At 45.8% G+C, this 19,039-nt stretch carries 15 protein-coding genes; 4 read left to right on the forward strand and 11 right to left on the reverse strand.

The features are described from left to right. Positions 1-77: 77 nt before the first annotated feature. From MKX34_RS30905 to MKX34_RS30930, 6 genes are all read right to left on the reverse strand, one after another. A complete protein-coding gene (locus tag MKX34_RS30905) occupies positions 78-1,445 on the reverse strand; it encodes a HAMP domain-containing sensor histidine kinase (RefSeq protein ID WP_036682088.1) in 1,368 nt (455 codons plus the stop codon). After that, positions 1,442-2,116 carry a response regulator transcription factor gene (locus tag MKX34_RS30910; protein ID WP_076272934.1) on the reverse strand — a complete coding sequence of 225 codons (675 nt, stop codon included), beginning with the start codon at positions 2,114-2,116 and terminating at the stop codon, positions 1,442-1,444. Before MKX34_RS30910 ends, MKX34_RS30905 begins: the two co-directional genes overlap by 4 nt. 175 nt (positions 2,117-2,291) lie before the next feature. Continuing rightward, entirely contained in the window at positions 2,292-3,365 is a 1,074-nt protein-coding gene (locus MKX34_RS30915; RefSeq protein WP_076272935.1) for an ABC transporter substrate-binding protein, read from the reverse strand. Next, a complete protein-coding gene (locus MKX34_RS30920; protein WP_036682094.1) occupies positions 3,362-4,195 on the reverse strand; it encodes an ABC transporter permease in 834 nt (277 codons plus the stop codon). Before MKX34_RS30920 ends, MKX34_RS30915 begins: the two co-directional genes overlap by 4 nt. Beyond that, positions 4,185-4,997, reverse strand: a complete 813-nt coding sequence (locus tag MKX34_RS30925; RefSeq protein ID WP_036682096.1) for an ABC transporter permease — start codon at positions 4,995-4,997, stop codon at positions 4,185-4,187. The genes MKX34_RS30920 and MKX34_RS30925 overlap by 11 nt, the downstream gene beginning before the upstream one ends. Further along, on the reverse strand, positions 4,987-6,096 hold the full coding sequence (locus MKX34_RS30930) for an ABC transporter ATP-binding protein (RefSeq protein ID WP_036682445.1): 1,110 nt from the start codon (positions 6,094-6,096) through the stop codon (positions 4,987-4,989). The genes MKX34_RS30925 and MKX34_RS30930 overlap by 11 nt, the downstream gene beginning before the upstream one ends. 309 nt (positions 6,097-6,405) lie before the next feature. Here MKX34_RS30930 and MKX34_RS30935 point away from each other — a divergent pair, with 309 nt between their 5' ends. After that, a complete protein-coding gene (locus MKX34_RS30935; RefSeq protein WP_051491223.1) occupies positions 6,406-7,506 on the forward strand; it encodes an FUSC family protein in 1,101 nt (366 codons plus the stop codon). A gap of 86 nt (positions 7,507-7,592) precedes the next feature. Here the strand turns inward: MKX34_RS30935 and MKX34_RS30940 are convergent, their stop codons facing one another. Next, on the reverse strand, positions 7,593-8,483 hold the full coding sequence (locus tag MKX34_RS30940) for a DMT family transporter (RefSeq protein ID WP_036682097.1): 891 nt from the start codon (positions 8,481-8,483) through the stop codon (positions 7,593-7,595). A gap of 97 nt (positions 8,484-8,580) precedes the next feature. Here MKX34_RS30940 and MKX34_RS30945 point away from each other — a divergent pair, with 97 nt between their 5' ends. From MKX34_RS30945 to MKX34_RS30955, 3 genes are read left to right on the forward strand one after another with little or no spacing between them, the layout of a single operon-like run. Further along, a complete protein-coding gene (locus tag MKX34_RS30945; RefSeq protein WP_036682448.1) occupies positions 8,581-9,453 on the forward strand; it encodes a LysR family transcriptional regulator in 873 nt (290 codons plus the stop codon). 35 nt (positions 9,454-9,488) lie between these two features. Next, positions 9,489-10,463: an aldo/keto reductase gene (locus tag MKX34_RS30950; RefSeq protein WP_076297016.1), complete on the forward strand. Its 975-nt coding sequence runs from the start codon at positions 9,489-9,491 to the stop codon at positions 10,461-10,463. A gap of 42 nt (positions 10,464-10,505) precedes the next feature. Beyond that, a complete protein-coding gene (locus MKX34_RS30955; RefSeq protein WP_076105067.1) occupies positions 10,506-11,897 on the forward strand; it encodes an aldehyde dehydrogenase in 1,392 nt (463 codons plus the stop codon). Positions 11,898-11,948: 51 nt separating this feature from the next. Here the strand turns inward: MKX34_RS30955 and pgmB are convergent, their stop codons facing one another. The 4 genes from pgmB to MKX34_RS30975 form a co-directional block, all read right to left on the reverse strand. Further along, complete coding sequence (pgmB, locus tag MKX34_RS30960) at positions 11,949-14,954, reverse strand: beta-phosphoglucomutase (protein ID WP_081383980.1); 3,006 nt, start codon at positions 14,952-14,954, stop codon at positions 11,949-11,951. Positions 14,955-15,000: 46 nt separating this feature from the next. After that, positions 15,001-16,092 carry a carbohydrate ABC transporter permease gene (locus tag MKX34_RS30965; protein ID WP_038573741.1) on the reverse strand — a complete coding sequence of 364 codons (1,092 nt, stop codon included), beginning with the start codon at positions 16,090-16,092 and terminating at the stop codon, positions 15,001-15,003. Next, on the reverse strand, positions 16,092-17,180 hold the full coding sequence (locus MKX34_RS30970) for a sugar ABC transporter permease (protein ID WP_036682450.1): 1,089 nt from the start codon (positions 17,178-17,180) through the stop codon (positions 16,092-16,094). The genes MKX34_RS30965 and MKX34_RS30970 overlap by 1 nt, the downstream gene beginning before the upstream one ends. 173 nt (positions 17,181-17,353) lie before the next feature. Then, complete coding sequence (locus MKX34_RS30975) at positions 17,354-18,775, reverse strand: ABC transporter substrate-binding protein (protein ID WP_076297015.1); 1,422 nt, start codon at positions 18,773-18,775, stop codon at positions 17,354-17,356. Positions 18,776-19,039: the final 264 nt, after the last annotated feature.

Here is a 19,039-nt window from a genome sequence, read left to right on the forward strand (position 1 = left end):
AAACTTGCCAGTACTGCTGTAGCAATGAAAAATACGGGATGCATCCAAGCCCTCGCAAGGCACCGCCTGGAAGCTAATTACTCTGTCGGCGCTATAATTGGCAGGGTGACAACGATGGTCGTTCCTTGACCGGGTTCGCTTTCCACGCGGATATCCCCTTTATGAAGCGTTACGATCTGTTTAACAATGGCAAGTCCCATCCCGCTGCCACCATATTTACGACTGTGGGATCGATCAGCCTTAAAGAACCGTTCAAATATACGTTGCTGATCCTCAAGTGAAATCCCGATGCCAGTGTCTGTTATCCGAACGGTCACGTTGTTGATATCTTGTTTGAGGCTGACGTTAATTACACTGTTATCCTTAGAAAACTTGATGCTGTTGCCAAGGAGATTGGTCCATACCTGACTTAACAGGTCATAATCAGCCAGTAGGATAATAGGCTTCAGATCAAGGTCGAAGCTGATGTTACGAGCTGACCATTGCGGCTGAATTGCTACGATTACTCTTCTTATCTGTTCGTCCAGATTGAATGTAGTTAGCCGTAGCTGCTGGGACTGCGATTCTAATAAACTCAGCTTCAGCAGGCTGTCACTCATTTTAGACATCCGTTCTGCTTCAGCGATAATAATATCCAGATAACGATTTCGCTCTTGTTCTGCAAGATCTACTCGCTTGAGCGCAATCGCATACCCAGATATTGAGGTGAGCGGAGACTGGACCTCATGCGACACATTGGATACAAACTCCTTACGCATCTGCTCAAGCTGCTGCAGATCGTGCATCATTTCTTCAAAGCTGCGAGCCAAGGTACCTAGCTCACCGGTTTGTTTAATATTCAGCTCGACGTTAAAATCACCAGCTGCTATTCGTCTGGTCGCTTTGGTTAGCTTCTTGATCGGTCTGACTAAGAACATTGCAGCTACCAGAATCAAGAGGCTTCCAGCTATCAATGAATAGAGCAAGAAATTTAATACCAAGTTCCTTCTGGCAGTGACGGAAGGGGGATTAAGCGTCTCCACAAACATCGCTTTGGTGCCGTCTTCCGTTCTCAACTGTAAGCCTAGGAGAAGCGCAGAAATATTCCTGTTATGAGGTTGATATACTTCTCCTGCGAGAACTTTTTTTATTTCTTCCATAGTTACAGGGACCGGCTTGTGCCCATTAAGCGTTCCGTAAGATTGGAATTTACCCGCTTCATCGAAAATTCGGATGTGGTAGGAATCAAGCTGCTTCATTCCACTTACGAAAGAGTTGGCTCCACGAAATGGGAAGGTCTCGTAAACCCTGACAATATCCTGTCCAAAATGCAATAAGGGAATTCGCGTGTTCTCGTTCAGTTTATCTTCGAATACCCAAGTTGCCACAAACAAAGCAATGATTGTGCCCCCGATTACGGAGGCTAGGAAGGTCAGTACAACGCGTGTATATATCGATCTAATCATTCGTACACCTCAAGCCTGTAGCCAAGTCCACGCACCGTCTCAATACGAAAATCAGGGGTAGTCGCAAACCGTTCACGCAGGCGTTTAATATGCACGTCAATCGTCCGATCATCTCCAGCATAATCAATTCCCCAAATTTGATCGATCAACTGCTCGCGCGTATAGACTTGTCCGGGTGTCCCAGCAAGCTTGTACAGCAATTCGAACTCCTTGAGGGGTAAGGCAAATGACTCCGTGCCTCTCATCACCTTATAGGTCTGCCGATCAAGGATTACATTGCCAATTTGGATCATCTGCGTGGAGCCAATCCGATATCGTTTCAGCAATGACCTAACACGAACCGTCAGCTCCAAAGGATCGAAGGGTTTAGTTAAATAATCATCCGTGCCTAATTCGAAACCCTTCACTTTCTCCCAGGTTTCGCCTCTGGCAGTCAATATAAGTAATGGAAGATCAGGATTAGCTCTGCGGAGCTCCTTACAAAGCATCCAACCATCCATATTTGGCATCATAATATCCAGCACGACAAGATCGACATGTGTTCCAGCATATACGGCGAGCGCTTCCTTGCCATCCACAGCTTCAACTGTTTCGAATCCGTCGTTGCGGAGAAATAAACAGACAAGTTCGCGAATGTTCGCATCGTCGTCAGCAACCAGTATAGTAGGCATTCGTTTCCTCTTTTCCTGTTGTCCATTCTTACTATTATACTATATTATACTTTCGGCTAAACTGTCTGTTGTCTTGAGACTACACGATGATCAAACCGAAAAAGAGCGTCTAACACGGTTACCCGTATGTAGACGCTCTTAATGTCGTTTCGCTTTAGCTCTAGCTTTAGTCAGCTTACTTCTTATTCATCTTAAACATTAGGAACAGCTCATTATAATGAGCAAGCATCCGTTTGCCAAGGTTGTCGTATACTTCAAGCCGGTCCGTAATTTCAGCAGGTGGATAGAAACGGGTATCCTCAGAAGTTTCCTCAGGAAGCAGCTCCAGCGCAGGAATGTTAGGCGTGGAATAACCTACATATTCTGCATTCTTAGCAGCAACGTCTGGGCGGAGCATGAAGTTGATGAACTGATGCGCTCCATCCACGTTTTTCGCTGTCCGAGGGATAACCATGTTATCAAACCACTTATTCGAACCTTCTTCCGGTACTACATAATCCAGCTTATCATTCTCGTCCATGATCTCGGAAGCATCGCCGGACCAGACAATCCCAACCGCAGCTTCTTCATTTGCCAGCAGCATCTTGATCTCATCACCGACAATCGCCTTCACGTTAGGAGACAACTTGTTGAGCTTGGTCAGTGCTTCTTGCAGATGCGCCTCATCCTTGTCATTAACAGAATAATGCAGGCTGTTCAAAGCCATGCCCATCACTTCACGGGCTCCGTCCACCAGGAAGATGCTATTATGCAGTCTGCTGTCCCAGAGAGAATCCCAGCTGGTGAAGTCCATGCCCTTGGTCATTTCCGGATTGAAAATAATCCCGACGGTCCCCCAGAAATAAGGCACGGAATATTTGTTGTCTGGATCAAACGAAAGGTCCATAAACCGTGAATCAATATTCTTTAGATTTGAAATCTTGCTATGATCCAGCGGGATGAGCAGATCTTCTTCTTTCATCTTAGCAATGGCATAATCCGAAGGGATTACAACATCAAAGGTAGTTCCACCCTGCTCAACCTTGGTCAACATAGCTTCATTGGAATCGAAGGTTTGATAAATGACTGTTAAGCCGGTCTCTTTTTCAAATTCCTTCAATAGATCCGGATCAACATAGTCGCCCCAGTTATAGATAGTCAGTGTGTTTCCACCCGAATATCCCTCTCTCGAATTCATCCAAGAGCCCAAGTACATAAGCGCAAATGCTGTGATAAGGATCGCCAGAAAAGCATTTATCAGCTGTTTCATCTAGGCACCCCCGCTTCTGCAACAGGCTCCGCCACAGCTTCTGCTGTGTTATGACGATTTTTCTTAAGGGTCAGGAAGTAATAACCAACCACAAGCAGAATGGTGAACAGGAAGATCAGTGTCGACAGCGCATTAATCGATAGCGATACCCCTTGTCGAGCTCTAGAGTATATCTCAACCGATAACGTCGAATAACCGTTGCCTGTTACGAAGAATGTAACTGCAAAGTCATCCAGTGAATACGTAAGCGCCATAAAAAATCCGCTGAATATCCCTGGTTTAATAATCGGCAAAATAACTTTAGTCAGCACATCCTTACGGCTTGCCCCAAGATCACGGGCTGCATCCGTCAATGTAGGGCTCATTTCCTGTAGATGCGGCAAAATCATCAATACGGCAATCGGTACGCTGAATGCAACGTGTGAGAGCAGAACAGACGCGAAGCCCAGCTTGATGCCAGCAATGGTGAACAGGATAAGGAACGAAGCACCAATAATGACATCCGGACTGACGATCAGCACGTTATTCAGAGACAGCAAGGTGTTCTTAGCGCGGCGATTCTGCACACTTTTAATGGCCAGCGCACCAATAATAGCGATAAGGGTCGCAATAGCCGAGGATAGCAGCGCGATCACAAGCGTATTGATTACGATGATGATCAGGCGCTTATCTTGGACTACCTCACGGTAGTAATCCAGCGTAAAGCCCTCGAACTTATGCATCGTCCCCCCACTGTTGAACGAATAGTACATTAAATAGAAGATAGGTGCATACAGAACAATGAACACCAGAACTAGGTAGAGGTTAGAGAATCCATTTTTATTTCTCATTCCGCGCCCCTTTCCGCGATCCGCCTGTGATAATCATAAACAGCGCCATGATGGCAATCAGAAACACTGCAACTGTAGAACCCATGCCCCAGTCCTGAGTGACCAGGAAATGCTGCTCAATTGCGGTGCCCAGCGTAATGACCCTGTTGCCTGCAATCAGACGGGTAATCATAAATAGGGACAGCGCCGGTATGAATACTGCCATACAGCCTGAGCGTACTCCCGAAATGGTCAGCGGAAAAATAACACGTCTGAACGTGGTCCAGCCCGAAGCCCCCAAATCACGTGCCGCATCCAGCAAGGATAAATTCAAATCCTCCAAAGCGCTGTATATCGGCAGGATCATAAACGGGATAAAAATATAGACAGATACAAATACAAAGCTGAAGCCCGTAAACAAAATTTGCTGTTCTCCGATTCCAAGCAGATCAAAGAAATTATTGATCGGACCAAATGTACCGAATATCCCTATAAAAGCGTAGGTTTTTAGCAGCAAATTAATCCATGTCGGCAAAATAATCAGCAATAACCACAGCTGCTTATGTTTGGTTCTCGTCAGTAGATAAGCCGCCGGATAAGCAACCAGCAAAGAGAATGCTGTAATCAGAAACGCGTACCAGAACGAGGTCAGCGTCATTTTCAAATATACAGGGGTGAAGAAACTGACGTAATTATCCAGAGTAATATGGCCATCCAAATCAAATAACGAATAGTAGATGACAAGCACTACCGGTGCAATTACAAACAATGCGATCCAGAGGTAATAAGGGATGAGATAGTACGATTTGCCCTTATTCTTCATGACTCTCCACCTCGCCATAAGCTTCCAGACGTCTGTCGAATTCTTCCTCCGTTTCACCGAAACGCATAACATGGATCGCTTCCGGATCAAAATAAAGGCCAATTTCACTGCCTACAGTCGCCTTGCGTGTAGAATGCACAAGCCATTCATGCCCGGATTCATCATAACAGCTGATTTCATAATGCACGCCCCGGAACAGCTGGGAATCAACCCGCACACGTAGTTTACCCTGTTCCAGCGTAGAAATTTCCAAATCCTCAGGACGAATAACAATCTCTACGGATTCATTCGGTTTCAGCCCGGCATCGAAACATTCGAAGCGGCGGCCGTTAAACTCCACCAGATAATCCTCGATCATAACTCCCGGCACAATGTTCGATTCGCCAATAAAATCCGCCACAAAACGGTTAATCGGCTCATCGTAAATATCATTAGGAGTGCCGCTTTGCTCGATTTTTCCTTTATTCATGACAAAAATCCAGTCGGACATCGCGAGTGCCTCTTCCTGGTCATGGGTTACAAAAATAAAGGTAATCCCTAGCCGCTGCTGCATTTCCCGCAGTATGTACTGCATCTCCGTGCGCAGCTTGAGGTCTAGCGCCGATAGAGGCTCGTCCAGCAATAGAACCTGTGGCTCATTCACAATCGCCCGGGCAATGGCGACCCGCTGGCGCTGACCGCCGGACATTTCGTTAATCGCACGCTGCTCATAACCCACAAGGTTAACGAAGCTTAGCGCTTCCTGTACCTTCTTCGTGATTACGTCCTTCTTAAGCTTCTTAATACGCAGTCCGAAAGCCACATTCTCGAATACGTTCAGGTGCGGAAACAATGCGTAATCCTGAAATACCGTATTGACCTGCCGCTCATTGGCGGGAATGTGGTTAATTACTTTTCCATTTAAATAGATAGAACCGCTCGTTGGCTCAGCGAACCCGGCGATCAATCGAAGAATAGTTGTTTTACCACAGCCAGATGGACCAAGTAGTGTATAGAATTTGCCGCGCTCTATCTCAAAGCTGACTCCTTTTAACACCGGATCTTCGTCGTCATATTGCTTAGTAACTTCTTCAAATGAAATGATGGTACCTTCCTGAATAGCTATAGCTAACAACCTCCCTTACCTTAGTAATACAATACTATTTTACCCGCATCTTGCGGAGAACAATCGAAATGGGTATGCTCAGCGCTAATAAGCGACAATTTCCCCTCTCCTTCGACGCTCCAATAGATATAGCATATTAGATTGTACCATTATATGCGATAGCTTACATTGTTAAATGCTAAGCATAAACTTAACAAGTTTGTAAAAAGTCCAGTCTTCCATGCCCTTTTTGAGGTGCTATAATGAAAACGAACTGAAAAGCCAGTGTGGTTTTCTTATTTTTGCGAAAGAAGATGAATGATAATGAACGAGGGGTTACTAGACCGCCTTGAAAAATATGGATTCTCACTTTACATGATACGAATTACGCTTGCCGCATCACTATCCTGGGTAGCCGTACACAGTTTATATGGTGACCAATATCTATACTTTGCACCGCTTGCAGCCATTCTTATTACTCAAGCCAGTGTGAAGGCTTCACTTGAAAAAGGAATCTACCGCCTGATCGGCATTATTATCGGCGGAATCGTCAGCCTGATTGTAGGCCAATTCTTCGATGTAGGTGCATTTTCCATTCTGCTAATTCTGCTCATCGGGATCGGAATTGCCACAGCCTGTCGGATGAATATCCAAGCGGTTTCGCAGGTCGGGGTGACCTCGGTTCTGGCCCTTACCTTTTATCACAATGATTACGTGCTTTGGAGAGTCGCCGAAACCTTTATTGGTGTGCTCATTGCCTTGATCATCAATATGATTATCGTTCCACCAAACAGGTTCGTCAAGGTAAAAGCATTGGCACTCGATGGAAGCCTTCTACTTTCGGAAGCATTAAAAGGCCTCGTAGGCATAAGACGAGACTCTTCAAAGGATAATAATATGCTGGAGCAAGCAGGTAAACTGCTGTCTGCCAGCAATCAACAACAGAAGGAAATGTTCTACACCATTGCTCATTATCAGTGTCGTGGTGATCTAAAGGGGCTTATACAAGCCACAGCACATCTAAAGACCATTCATTCCTATGTTAAAGAAATTTCCGACGATATTTGCTTGCTGCCAGCACATCATGCCAATTCTGACTGGATGCTGGAAGTGCTGGAGGCAACAGCCGATTGTATAGCTGTTTATGGTACGAAGACCTTATCCAAGGTTGAATGCCAACGTTCACTTACAGATTGTCTGCATCGTGCCCGCGACTTGCAGGCGGCCAGCTTCTCTGAACTGCAAGGACGGTGCTCGCTGTCATCTGTTCGTGATCTAGGAGCGCTCTTCAGTCACTTAAACCGGGTACTCGAAGAAGTGGAACGTGCTAGTTCTGCTACTTACGTAGTTGCAGCTCGGCCTTCAACAGCTGAAATCACACGCGCTATACGCTTAATTAAAAAAGGACTCTCCCAGAAGCTCTAAGCTTGGGAGTGTCCTTTTTTTATGTTCAATCCCTATTAGACATAATGTCCTTTAGCACGATTGGTTACTACAATCATCCAACAAATTTAACTGACTGATTGTTTGGCGGCACGCCCTATCTTCACATTTACCAGAACAATACTGCTAACAATCAGTAATAATCCAATCACAAGGTTTATGGTAATCTGTTCTTTCAAAAAAACTACGCTGGTAGCTATCGAGATCAGGGGGATTAAGAAGGTGAATGAACCTACTTTTCCTGCTTCTCCTTCGTTAATCAGCTTGAAATAGATTAGCCAGCCCAGAGCAATAACAAAAATTGCGATAAACAAGGTATCCACAATAAAGGTTCCACTCCAGGTGATATCCGACCATTTCTCCGTAGCTGACCCCGAAAGTAGCAGAATGATGCCACCAATCGTGATTTGCATAGCCGTCATCCACAGCATATCCACACGTACAGCATTCCGTTTCATATATATTGTTCCTAATGCCCAGCTTAAGGCACTGGCTAAAGCCAGCACAATTCCCCATATGGAGATACTCCCATTAATTCCACCGATACTAAGAGAGGCTACCCCGAGAAAACCAAGCAGCAAACCAGCCATTTTAAGCCCGTACATGCTCTCACCTAACCACAGCCAAGAAAAAATACCTAACAATACAGGCTGCAAAAATACAATCGATGAGAACAATCCCGCCGGAACATACTGCAAGCCAATCGTCTGAAATCCATAATAAAACACAATACTAAGGACCGCCGAGATCAGATAGATCGGCCAGAGCTGCTTGAAGCGAAGCTCCTTCACCTTGGGCAGTGCAATTAGAATCAGAATAATACCGCCTACGACGGTTCGAATACCTGCAAATAATAGAGGTGGAGCGTAGTCTAAGGCGATTTTGGATATAGGCCAATTAATGCCCCATACAATCACCAAAAAAATAAGAAGGATCATACTTTTCTTCTGCTGATTCATTTGTTCACTTCCTTGGTGTAGATTCATCACAAATGATACAATAAACAAGAGCATAAATGAAATGAATAATAATCATAAGGGGCATATCATATTTGTTATGAACAATACTCAAATTCGTTTATTCGTCAAAATCGCCGAAAGCGGCAGCTTTACTAAAGCTGGTGTAGAACTGAATATGACACAGCCTGCGGTCAGCCGGGCGATCTCGTCCCTCGAAGCCGAATTAGACGTGAAGCTCTTGCTTCGAGACCGGCGTAATGGCCTGATGCTTACGGATATCGGCAAACGTATTCTTGTTATTTTCCGTGAAATTCTAATGGGCTTTGATAAGGTCAATCAGGAGATTTATGCAGAGAGAGGTCTTGAAAAAGGGAGTATCCGCATTGGGGCTTTTCCTGTGGCATCTGCTCATTTTCTACCGAAGATTATTAGCTCTATCACTAGAAGATATCCAAACATTACGATTAGCCTACAGGAGGGTTCTATCGCTGAAGTCAGAGAATGGCTGGATTCAAAAGAAATTGATGTTGGCTTATTGCTCGCTCCCAGTGCAGAATTCGAAACCATTCCATTATATAGAGAGAAATTGTTTGCCGTTTTTAGAGATGACCATCCCCTGCAAAAGCGATCCATTGTATGTGTGCAAGAATTAGCGAACGAGCCCATGTTGATTTGCAAAGCAGGATATGAACCGCCTGTTGTAGAGCTATTCCGCAGAAGTAATAGCCATCTGAATGTAAAATATGTGGTTAATAACTTTGCAACAGCTCTTAATATGGTTCAGGAGGGGCTGGCAATCGGCGTGATGTCTGAACTGTCCTTGTTATCTCTGCCTCCAAATGTGGTTACCCGTGAGCTGCAGCCGGATGCTTATAGAGATATCCAAATTGCGGTCAGCTCGCTTGCCGACACTTCAATTGCTGTAAAGCTCTTCATTGAGACAGCGCTGGATCTTTTCACTCAAAAATAAATGGATTAATGAATAGATGATAAGGAGTGCTGAGGATGAACTTTAAAAGACTAGGAAATAGCGGATTACAGGTATCCGCATTAGGACTGGGAACGAACGCTTTCGGCAAACGTGCGGATCAAGAGACCTCCATTCAGATTGTACATGCTGCGCTTGATCATGGAATTAATTTCATAGACACTGCTAATATTTACGCTGGCTCAGAATCCGAGCGAATCATTGGTCTGGCCTTGGAAGGTAGGAGACAGGAGGCTGTTCTCGCAACTAAAGCAGGTTTAGTTAAAAATGAGGGTCCCAACGGCAGCGGCTCCTCCCGTCGCCATTTGCTGCAGGAGCTTGAAGATAGCCTTCGCCGCCTAAAGACGGACTATATCGATCTGTACCAGATTCATACCTTTGATCCCTATACGCCGCTTGAAGAAACCTTACGAACCTTGGACGATATGGTATCCTCGGGCAAAATCCGTTATATCGGGGCCTCCAACTATACAGCATGGCAATTAATGAAGGCGATTGGGATTAGTGAAGCACGCAACTTCACCAAGTACATTTCAATTCAGTGCAGCTACTCCTTAGCAGACCGGACACCGGAGAATGAGCTTCTTTCGCTCTGCCTGGATCAAGGTTTAGGGATCATTCCTTACTTTCCACTAGCTGGCGGAATTCTCACAGGCAAATATAATACAAGCGATTCAGCCCCATCAGGGTCCAGAGCAGATACCGATCCTAATTTCAAAAGATTCCTTGATGATGACCGGATCAAGCTCGGAAGCCAAGTGAGCCAAATTGCTGAGGAAATGGAAACCTCAGCTACTGCGCTCTCCTTAGCTTGGCTTATGAATCGGCCTGCCGTCTCGACGGTTATTGTCGGGGCTACACGTGTGGAACAGCTGGAACAAAATTTGCTTAGTACCTCGCTTATACTTAATGAAGAAACTTCGGCCAAGCTGGATGAAGCCAGTGATTCCTTCCGTTATGGCGAGCCGTTCGCTTTTTACCGACTCCCATAGAGTAGTATGCTTTAACTTCTTACAAGGATGGAGGAAAGATTAATGACAACCTATACAACTGACAGCATTCAAGGAATGCTTGAAGAGCATAAGGATTTTTTTAATAGCGGCGTAACTAAAGAGGTTTCTTTTCGTCTCCAGCAGCTGCGAAAACTTAAAAATATTATTAAACAATACGAAGGACGTATCATCACCGCACTACAACAGGATTTAGGAAAAGGTGAGTTCGAAGCCTATGCCACAGAAATCGGCTTTACGCTGGACAGTATCGGCTACATGATGAAACATCTTAAGCGTTGGGCGAAGCCTAAAAAGGTTCGATCCCCGCTGCACTTATTTCCTGCAAAAAGTTATATTTTAAGTGAGCCTTACGGCACAACGCTCATTATTGGCCCGTTTAATTATCCATTTCAGTTGCTAATTGAGCCCCTGATCGGTGCCATTGCCGCTGGTAACTGCGCTGTCCTCAAGCCATCTGAGAGCACACCTGCCATCTCGTCCGTGGTTGAGCAGCTTATTCAGGAGACCTTCGAGCCGCAGTATATCCGCGTAATGCAGGGGGAAAAAGAGACCACTAATTTGCTGATCCACGCCAAGTTTGATTATATTTTCTTTACGGGCAGTGTGCCTGTCGGCAAAATCGTAATGGAGGCGGCGGCGAAAAATCTAGTGCCTGTAACCTTGGAGCTTGGCGGGAAAAGTCCGGTTATTGTTGATAAGACCGCTAATCTTGATGTTGCAGCGAAACGGATTGTCTGGGGCAAGCTGCTGAACGCGGGCCAAACCTGTATCGCACCGGATTATCTATGGGTCCACAAGGATATTGCCAAAGAATTGATCACCAAAATCAAACATCACATCACTGAGTTCTACGGTCAGGATGCACAGCCTAATACAGATTACGGCCGGATCGTGAATGATCGCCAGCTGCAAAGACTTGCCGACCTCATTGCGCGTGATCAGAGCAAGGTGATTATGGGCGGCACCATCGTGCCAGAAGAACGTTATATTGAGCCTACTTTAATCTATCCTGCCACTTGGACGGATGCTGCTATGGAAGATGAGATCTTCGGTCCGATCCTCCCAATATTGGAATATCATCAATTGGATGAGGCCATTCAGAGCATTAATGAACATCCAAAGCCACTGGCACTATACCTATTTACGGAGGATAAGAGTGTAGAAAAAGAGGTGCTGTCCCGGGTCTCATTCGGGGGAGGGTGTATCAATGATACGATCTCACATGTGGTGAGCACTTATCTTCCGTTTGGTGGAGTAGGAAACTCTGGAATCGGGGGTTATCACGGGAAGTATAGCTTTGAGGTCTTCTCCCATCGTAAAAGCATCGTCAAGCGAGGCACACGGATCGACCTCGGAATCGTGTATCCTCCTTATGGCAATAAAGTGAAGCTGGTTCGAAAAGTAATGAAATAAACAAAGCAGCAAACCTCCCATGATCGGGAGGTTTGCTGCTTATCAGAGTAACTACGCAAACAGCTCTAACAATTTCTCAACACTTATCTCAGCGGTGGAAGCCAGACATAGATCCGCTGTCTCGGTCACGAGCGCCACTCCAGCTCCCACTGACTTCATACCAGCAGCATTAATTGCGGCTATTCCCTCCTCAGTATCCTCAATCGCCACGCAGCAGTCCGGGGATATGCCCAGCATCTCCGCAACCTGCAAGTGAATCTCTGGATCTGGCTTGCTTCTACGCAAGTTGCCAGGGTCAGCCACCGCCTGAAACCAATGCCCGATCTGCAAGCGTTCGAGAATCAGCAGCGCATTCTCATTCACTGAAGCCAGTCCGATAGCGATTCCTCTTTGCTGCAAATCGGACAACACGCTGTGGATACCCGGGTACAGCTCAGCAGGCGTCATTTGCTGAACCAGCTGTCTATACTTCTCGTTCTTTTTGTTGCAGAGCATTCCCTTTACCGGTTGCGGCAAATTCAGTCCACTACTCTCCAGAATGACTTCTAAAGATTCCATTCGACTTAGGCCCTTGAGACTCTTATGCTTCTCTCGATCAAAAGAAAGCGCAAGCTCATCCGCCAGATCCTTCCAAGCCTCATAATGATACTCTCCAGTGTCAGTAATTATCCCGTCCAGCTCGAAAATAACAGCTTCAAGCTGCTTCACATTCGAAAGCCTCAGCGGCTTCTGCGCAGACAACTGTATAAGGTTTCCCTTATGCATAATCTCAAGCTCTTCGCCCTCCAGCAGCGTATAGATCACTTCTGTATCACTCACAAAAATATCCAATAGCTGTCCAGCGCATGTTATTTTAAACCGATAGCTCTCCCACTGCGCTGGCACACTAGGATTAAATGATAACATCCCGCCGCATAAGCGCATGCCACCAAAACCATTCACAATCGACAGCCAGGAGCCTGCCATAGCAGCAGTGTGCAGCCCATCCTTCACGTTGCGGTTGATGTCATCCAAGTCCATCCGTACCGTGCGGTCAAAATAGGAATAGGCTCCCGTCAAATCACCAATCTCAGCAGATATTATACTGTGGATGCACGGTGACAATGAAGAATCATGCGTCGTCAGCGGCTCATAATAATTATAATTCCGGATCTTATCCGCCAAGCTGAATTGGTCACCCAGCAGAAACATCACCATTACCAGATCCGCCTGTTTCAACACCTGATGCCGGTAAATTACCAGCGGATGGTAGTTGAGCAGCAGCGGATATTTATCGGCTGGTGTATGCTCGAAATCCCATTTTTTCTTGGAGAGAAACGTGTCGTCTTGAGCATAAATGCCAAGTCCCTCATCAAAGGGGATAAACATTTTATCCGCCGCTTCCAGCCACACTAATGTCTCATGCCCAGTCAGACCGATTTTTTGCTTCAGGCGTTCAAAATGCTCCGGATACTGTTTAGACAATATCCCTGCCATCTCGTGTGCATAATAAAGCTGATCCTGGACCATAAAGTTGGTGTATGCATTATTGTTGACGATAGCTGTATATTCATCAGGACCGGTTACTGCATCAATACAAAAGGCACCGCCCCTAGCCGGATTAAAGTACCCCAAGTCCAACCAAAAGCGGGAAGTTTCGAATAAAATTTCCGCTCCCTTCGTAACCAAAAAATCATAATCTCCGGTAGCCAGTACATACTGCTTAATGGCATACGCAATATCCGCATTAATATGCATTTGCGCCGTGCCTGCCGGGAAATACGCAGAGTTCTCTGCCCCGTCTATAGTCCGCCAAGGGAACAAGGCTCCCTTCTGCGACATTACCGCTGCACGCTCCCGTGCTTTGTCTAACGTGGCATAACGAAATTCGAGCAGCTTTCGGCTAATCTCCGGCTGTGTGAATGTAAAGAAGGGCAGCATATACATCTCGGTATCCCAGAAATAGTGCCCTTCGTATCCTTCACCCGTTAATCCCTTGGCTCCAATATTCGTAACCCCATCACGCCCTACGGATTGAAGCAGTTGAAAAGCATTAAAGCGAATGCCCTGCTGAAGGGCAAGATCACCATGAATTTCCACATCCGTATGTGCCCAGTATCGATCCAGATAAGCCTGCTGTTCCTGGGCAAGTGCTTCAAACCCGCTATGGTCTGCTAAGTGTAATATTTCATTACTTCTACTGAGTAGTTCGTCTTCCGGATAATCTTTAGAGGTATGGTAAGAGATATATTTGGTTAGTGAGACGCTTTCCCCACGCTCCACCGGGACGACAAACTGCATGGATAATTTCTGCCCCTCATGCTGCACGGTCCTTTTATCCTCATATCTTGAATCGAGCTTATGACTTACCCCTGTTAGTAAGGCAAACTGGGTATGCCGCGTCCGCTGCTTCATCCATAAGAAGGACTGTCCCGGTTCATGACCGGTATCCTCCAGGAGCAGACTGGGCTCCTTGCCTCCCGAGCCCAATCTGGGATCATCCGTTACCTTAGGTTTTTGGATCTTGCCGTCGATGGATGAAGTGAAGGTAAGCACTCCGCTGAAATTCAGCGCTTTAACCTCATAATCTATCGCCGCCAGATGTTTGTGCTGCAAAGTCACCATCCGCCGGATATGAAGCTGTACCCGGTGACCAGCTGGAGATTCCCAATCTACCTGCCGGTGCAGAACCCCGCTTCGCATATCCAGCTTTCGTTCATAATGGTGCACTTGCCCACTGTTTAACTGAAAGGTCTGCCCTTCAATACTCAGTTCAATAATCTTGGCATCTGTTACGTTCAGCATCGCTTGATTGCGGGATGGATATCCGTAGGCTCCCTCTGGATATACAATGGGCTCCGAATCAAAAAAACCATTCAAATAATTGCCTGTTACAGACGAGCCTGAGCTGCCGTGGTAACCTTCTTCGAAATTACCGCGCATGCCAATATATCCATTGCCAAGCGCAAAAATACTCTCGCTTCTTTGATTGTTCTCTTCGCTATAAGCTTCCTCATCAAGACTCCACTCCCGGTAAGGATATACCGCCGCCGGATGTACGTATGGTTTCATCTTCATCTCTCTAAGCTCCCCCTGATCACAGTTTCATTCGGGTTCTAAATCATTAACCTTTCACCGACCCACCCATAAGCCCTCTGACGAAATACTTTTGCAGCAGGAAAAAAATAGCGAGCGGCATCAGCATGGAGATAAATGCAGCCGAAGTAAGTAAATGCCAATCGTTGCCTCGTGAGCCTACTAAATCGGCAATTTTCATCGACATGACTTGCACAGACGGTTGATTGCCGATAAAAATCAATGAGACTAAATAGTCATTCCACACCCATAGGAATTGGAAGATCCCGATAGAAGCCAGTGCAGGCACTGATAGAGGCAGAATTAGCCTGCTGAATATAGTGAAATGACTTGCCCCATCCATGAAAGCCGATTCGAACAAATCCTTCGGCAATTGACTGATAAAGTTGTACATAAAGTACGTAACCAGCGGTAATCCAAAAGCCGTATGCGCCAGCCAAATTCCCAGATAACTTCCGTTTAGCCCAAGTGCGGTATAATCCTTAAGCACTGGAATAAGCGCAACCTGTATCGGAATGACGAGCATTGCAATAATGATGACAAAAAGGATTTTGCGCCCAGGAAACCGCAGCCAGGCAAAAGCATATGCAGCAAAAGAAGCGATCAATACCGGAATAACTGTTGCTGGAACTGCAATCGTTAGCGTATTCCAGAAGGCCTGTGACAATCCGGAGCCTTTTTGCACCGTTTCACTGCCATCAGCCTGTTTCAGCTTGTATTCCTTACCGGAAAGCACATTATTATAGTTATCCAGCGTGAGATCCGGTGTCATCTTCCAACCTTGTATCTGTTCATTTACGGTACGTGCTCTACGATTCTCCCACATAAGCCGGCTGCCATCAGCCTTCACGCCAGCCTTCAGCTCATCATCTGTATAAGTTTTACCGTTCACCTCAATTGGCTCCCGAAGATCCACGTCCTTGGATAGCTGAATCGTCTCTCCAGCCTTCCACTCCTGATGGGGAAAAGCTTTCCACCATCCAGTCTGCAGAATGTCAGCAGCCGGACGGAAGGAGGAAATAAATAGCCCAAGAGTCGGAAGCAGCCAAATAAAACAGATCACACCCAGCACGATATTTACAATCGTTTTGCTGCCTTTTCTCTTCTTTTTTCCAGCCATTAGAATCCCCCCTGCTTACGGAACTGACGTAGATTGATTATGATTACAGGCAGCACCGCAATCAGTAGAACAATAGCCAGCGTGGAGCCGTAGCCGAAATTACGGTACATAAAGAATTGCCGGTAGAACTGTGTAGCAACAACCTCTGTATCGTATTGACCTCCTGTCATCACCATGACGACGTCAAATATTTTCAACGTAAAGACGATAATGGTCGTTGTCACTGTCAGAATGGTTGATGAAATATATGGAATCATGATTCCAAAGAAAATCTTCACCTCATTTGCTCCATCCACTCGTGCAGCTTCCAAAATGTCGTCAGGAACCCCTTTGATTGCCGCCGAGAAAATCACCATTGCAAATCCAGTCTGCATCCAGATCAAAATGATAATGAGGAAAAAGTTATTCCACGGCTGAAGCATACTCGTCCAGGCTTGGGGTTCTCCCCCAAAATAAGTAACGATTGCGTTCAACAGCCCGATTTGTTCGTCACCCGGTTGATAGTAATATACGAATTTCCAAATGACCCCTGCCGCTACAAAGGAAATAGCCATCGGCATAAAGATGATCGATTTGGCAATTTTCTCATAGCTGCTGCGATCGGCAAGAATAGCAATTAAGAGCCCGAATGCTACACAGGCCAGCGTACCGACGAATACCCAAAGTAAATTGTTACGCAATGCCGTTGCCATCAGATGATCGCTAAAGATCGCTGCATAATTGCTCAGGCCCACAAATTTTTCTGAAGAAGCATTAAAAAAGCTCAAATATAATGTTCGTAGTGCAGGCAGGACCAGTAACCAGCCCAGAATAATCACTGCCGGACCAATAAAGATATAAGGCAGCACCTTTCGCCGGATATGATCAGGGTACTGCTCAACCGCCCAAGTCAGCGTATAGTAAATCAGATAAACACCTAGAACTCCCCAGAGGACAGCCAGAACCGCTGTTAGCAGCGGATTTAATGTGGAATCCCGGAAGAATAAAAAGATTGCGCCGTTAACAACAATATTCGCTAACAACACTACTAGGGACAACATTACCGCCTTCAGGCTGACGGTTGGCCTAGCTTGTGGTTGTGTTGGCATTTGTGGCTGTGGCTGTGATTGTGCACCCATAATAGCTCCAGCTCCTCCTATAAGTTTTGCGGAGCAAAACTCTTATCATAAGCATCGAACTCACTAGTTAGAAAACAAAAAGAGGGGCAGACAATCCTCTTTTCCTACTGCCCCTCTTTTTACTGTGCGCTTTAAATATTAGGTTAGTTGTTCCAGCCGGACTGGATTTGTTCCAAGGCTTGATCCAGTGTCGCTGTACCGCTCACATAGTCGGTCATCCCTTTCCAGAAGGTGCCTGCACCCACTTTACCTGGCATCAAGTCAGAGCCATCAAAACGCAGTGTGGAAGCATCCTGAACCAACTTCGCCATCCGGCGATCGGATTCAGAGGTATACCAATCAAGGGAAGCGTCATTCATAGGAGCAATTACGCCGCCAGATTGTACCCAGCTCTTAATCGACTCTCCAGTGGTGAAGAATTCCATGACTGCACGAACCTCTGGACGATCGTTGAACATAGCGTAAATATCACCTGCAACCAGCACTGGTTTACCATATTGCGCATCAATTGGTGGCAAGTAGAACCAATCATAATCCTGATCAACCTTTGCCGTTTCAGGGAAGAAGCTTGTAATAAAGTTACCAAGCATATTAAACCAGGCTTTAGGCGGATCAGTGAACATTGGCGCTGGGGCATCCCCGAAGGATGTCGTCACGATGGACTTAGCGCCACCGTAGACATAATCCTTGTTGAGCCAAATTTTAGACATGATTTCAACAGCATTTTTTACTTCTGGTGAAGTAAATGGCAGTTCACCTTTTACCCATTTATCGTAGTTCTCAGGCGTAGTCGTACGAAGCATTATATTTTCGACCCAGTCTGTTGCTGGCCAACCCGTTGCAGCACCGCTCTCAATGCCAATAGCCCAGGCAGGATCGCCATCCTTAGCAATTTGTTCCGTCAGCGCCATCAGCTCATCCCAAGTTTCAGGAACCTTGTAGCCTGCATCATCAAATTGTTTCTTTGGATACCATACCAAGCTTTTTACATTACTGCGGTTCCAAATCCCCGCCATGATCTTCCCGTCTTTTCCGTCCATCGTAGACATATCGAGCCAGCTCTTGTTGTAATTAGCCGTCAATTTATCTTGATCCAGCACGCTGGTCAAATCGATAACCTTGCCCGTCTTAGCAATCGACGCCAGCAGTCCCGGCTGCGGGAAGTCAGCGATATCAGGAGCATTACCGCCGTCCACACGAATATTTATTGTAGCTTCGAACTCCTTGGAGCCCTCGTATTGAATATCGATCCCTGTCTTCTCTTCAAATTCTTTAATGCTGCTCTCAAATTTCACTTGGTCAGCATCTACGAAGGGGCCAAACATTGTTACTTTAGTCCCTTTATATTCACCTTTCATCGCTAAATCTAACGGGGAACCCGAAGGTTCTGCACTAGGTGTGTTTGTCGCTTTCTCGGTGTTATCTGCTGTTAGGCTGACTGTTGCCGCCGGTGGATCTGTAGGCGCCGCATTATTGTTGCCTCCGCCGCATGCGCTCAGCGTCATTGTGAAGGATAAACACAGTACTAAAGCCAACGACTTTTTACGTCCTGAGATCTTCTTCATCTTTTGTACATCCCCTTTAATGGTTATAGAGATAACATCTTATTCAATCATCCGGGCACCCTGGCATGTATTAGCAGCTTGTAGCAGATCACCTCCTTGCAAAGCTTTTCAGAAGACAGGTAAATATCCTAAAATCAAACTCCATCACAAATGTAATTTAATAATAGCGCTTACATTTTTTATATTATCATAATTAGTAACCGTTTCCAATCGGAAAATGAGATGTTTTTCATAAGAATTCATACTATTTTCTATCCTAACATT

The organism is Paenibacillus sp. FSL R5-0636, assembly GCF_037974255.1.
GTDB lineage: Bacteria > Bacillota > Bacilli > Paenibacillales > Paenibacillaceae > Paenibacillus_AQ > Paenibacillus_AQ odorifer.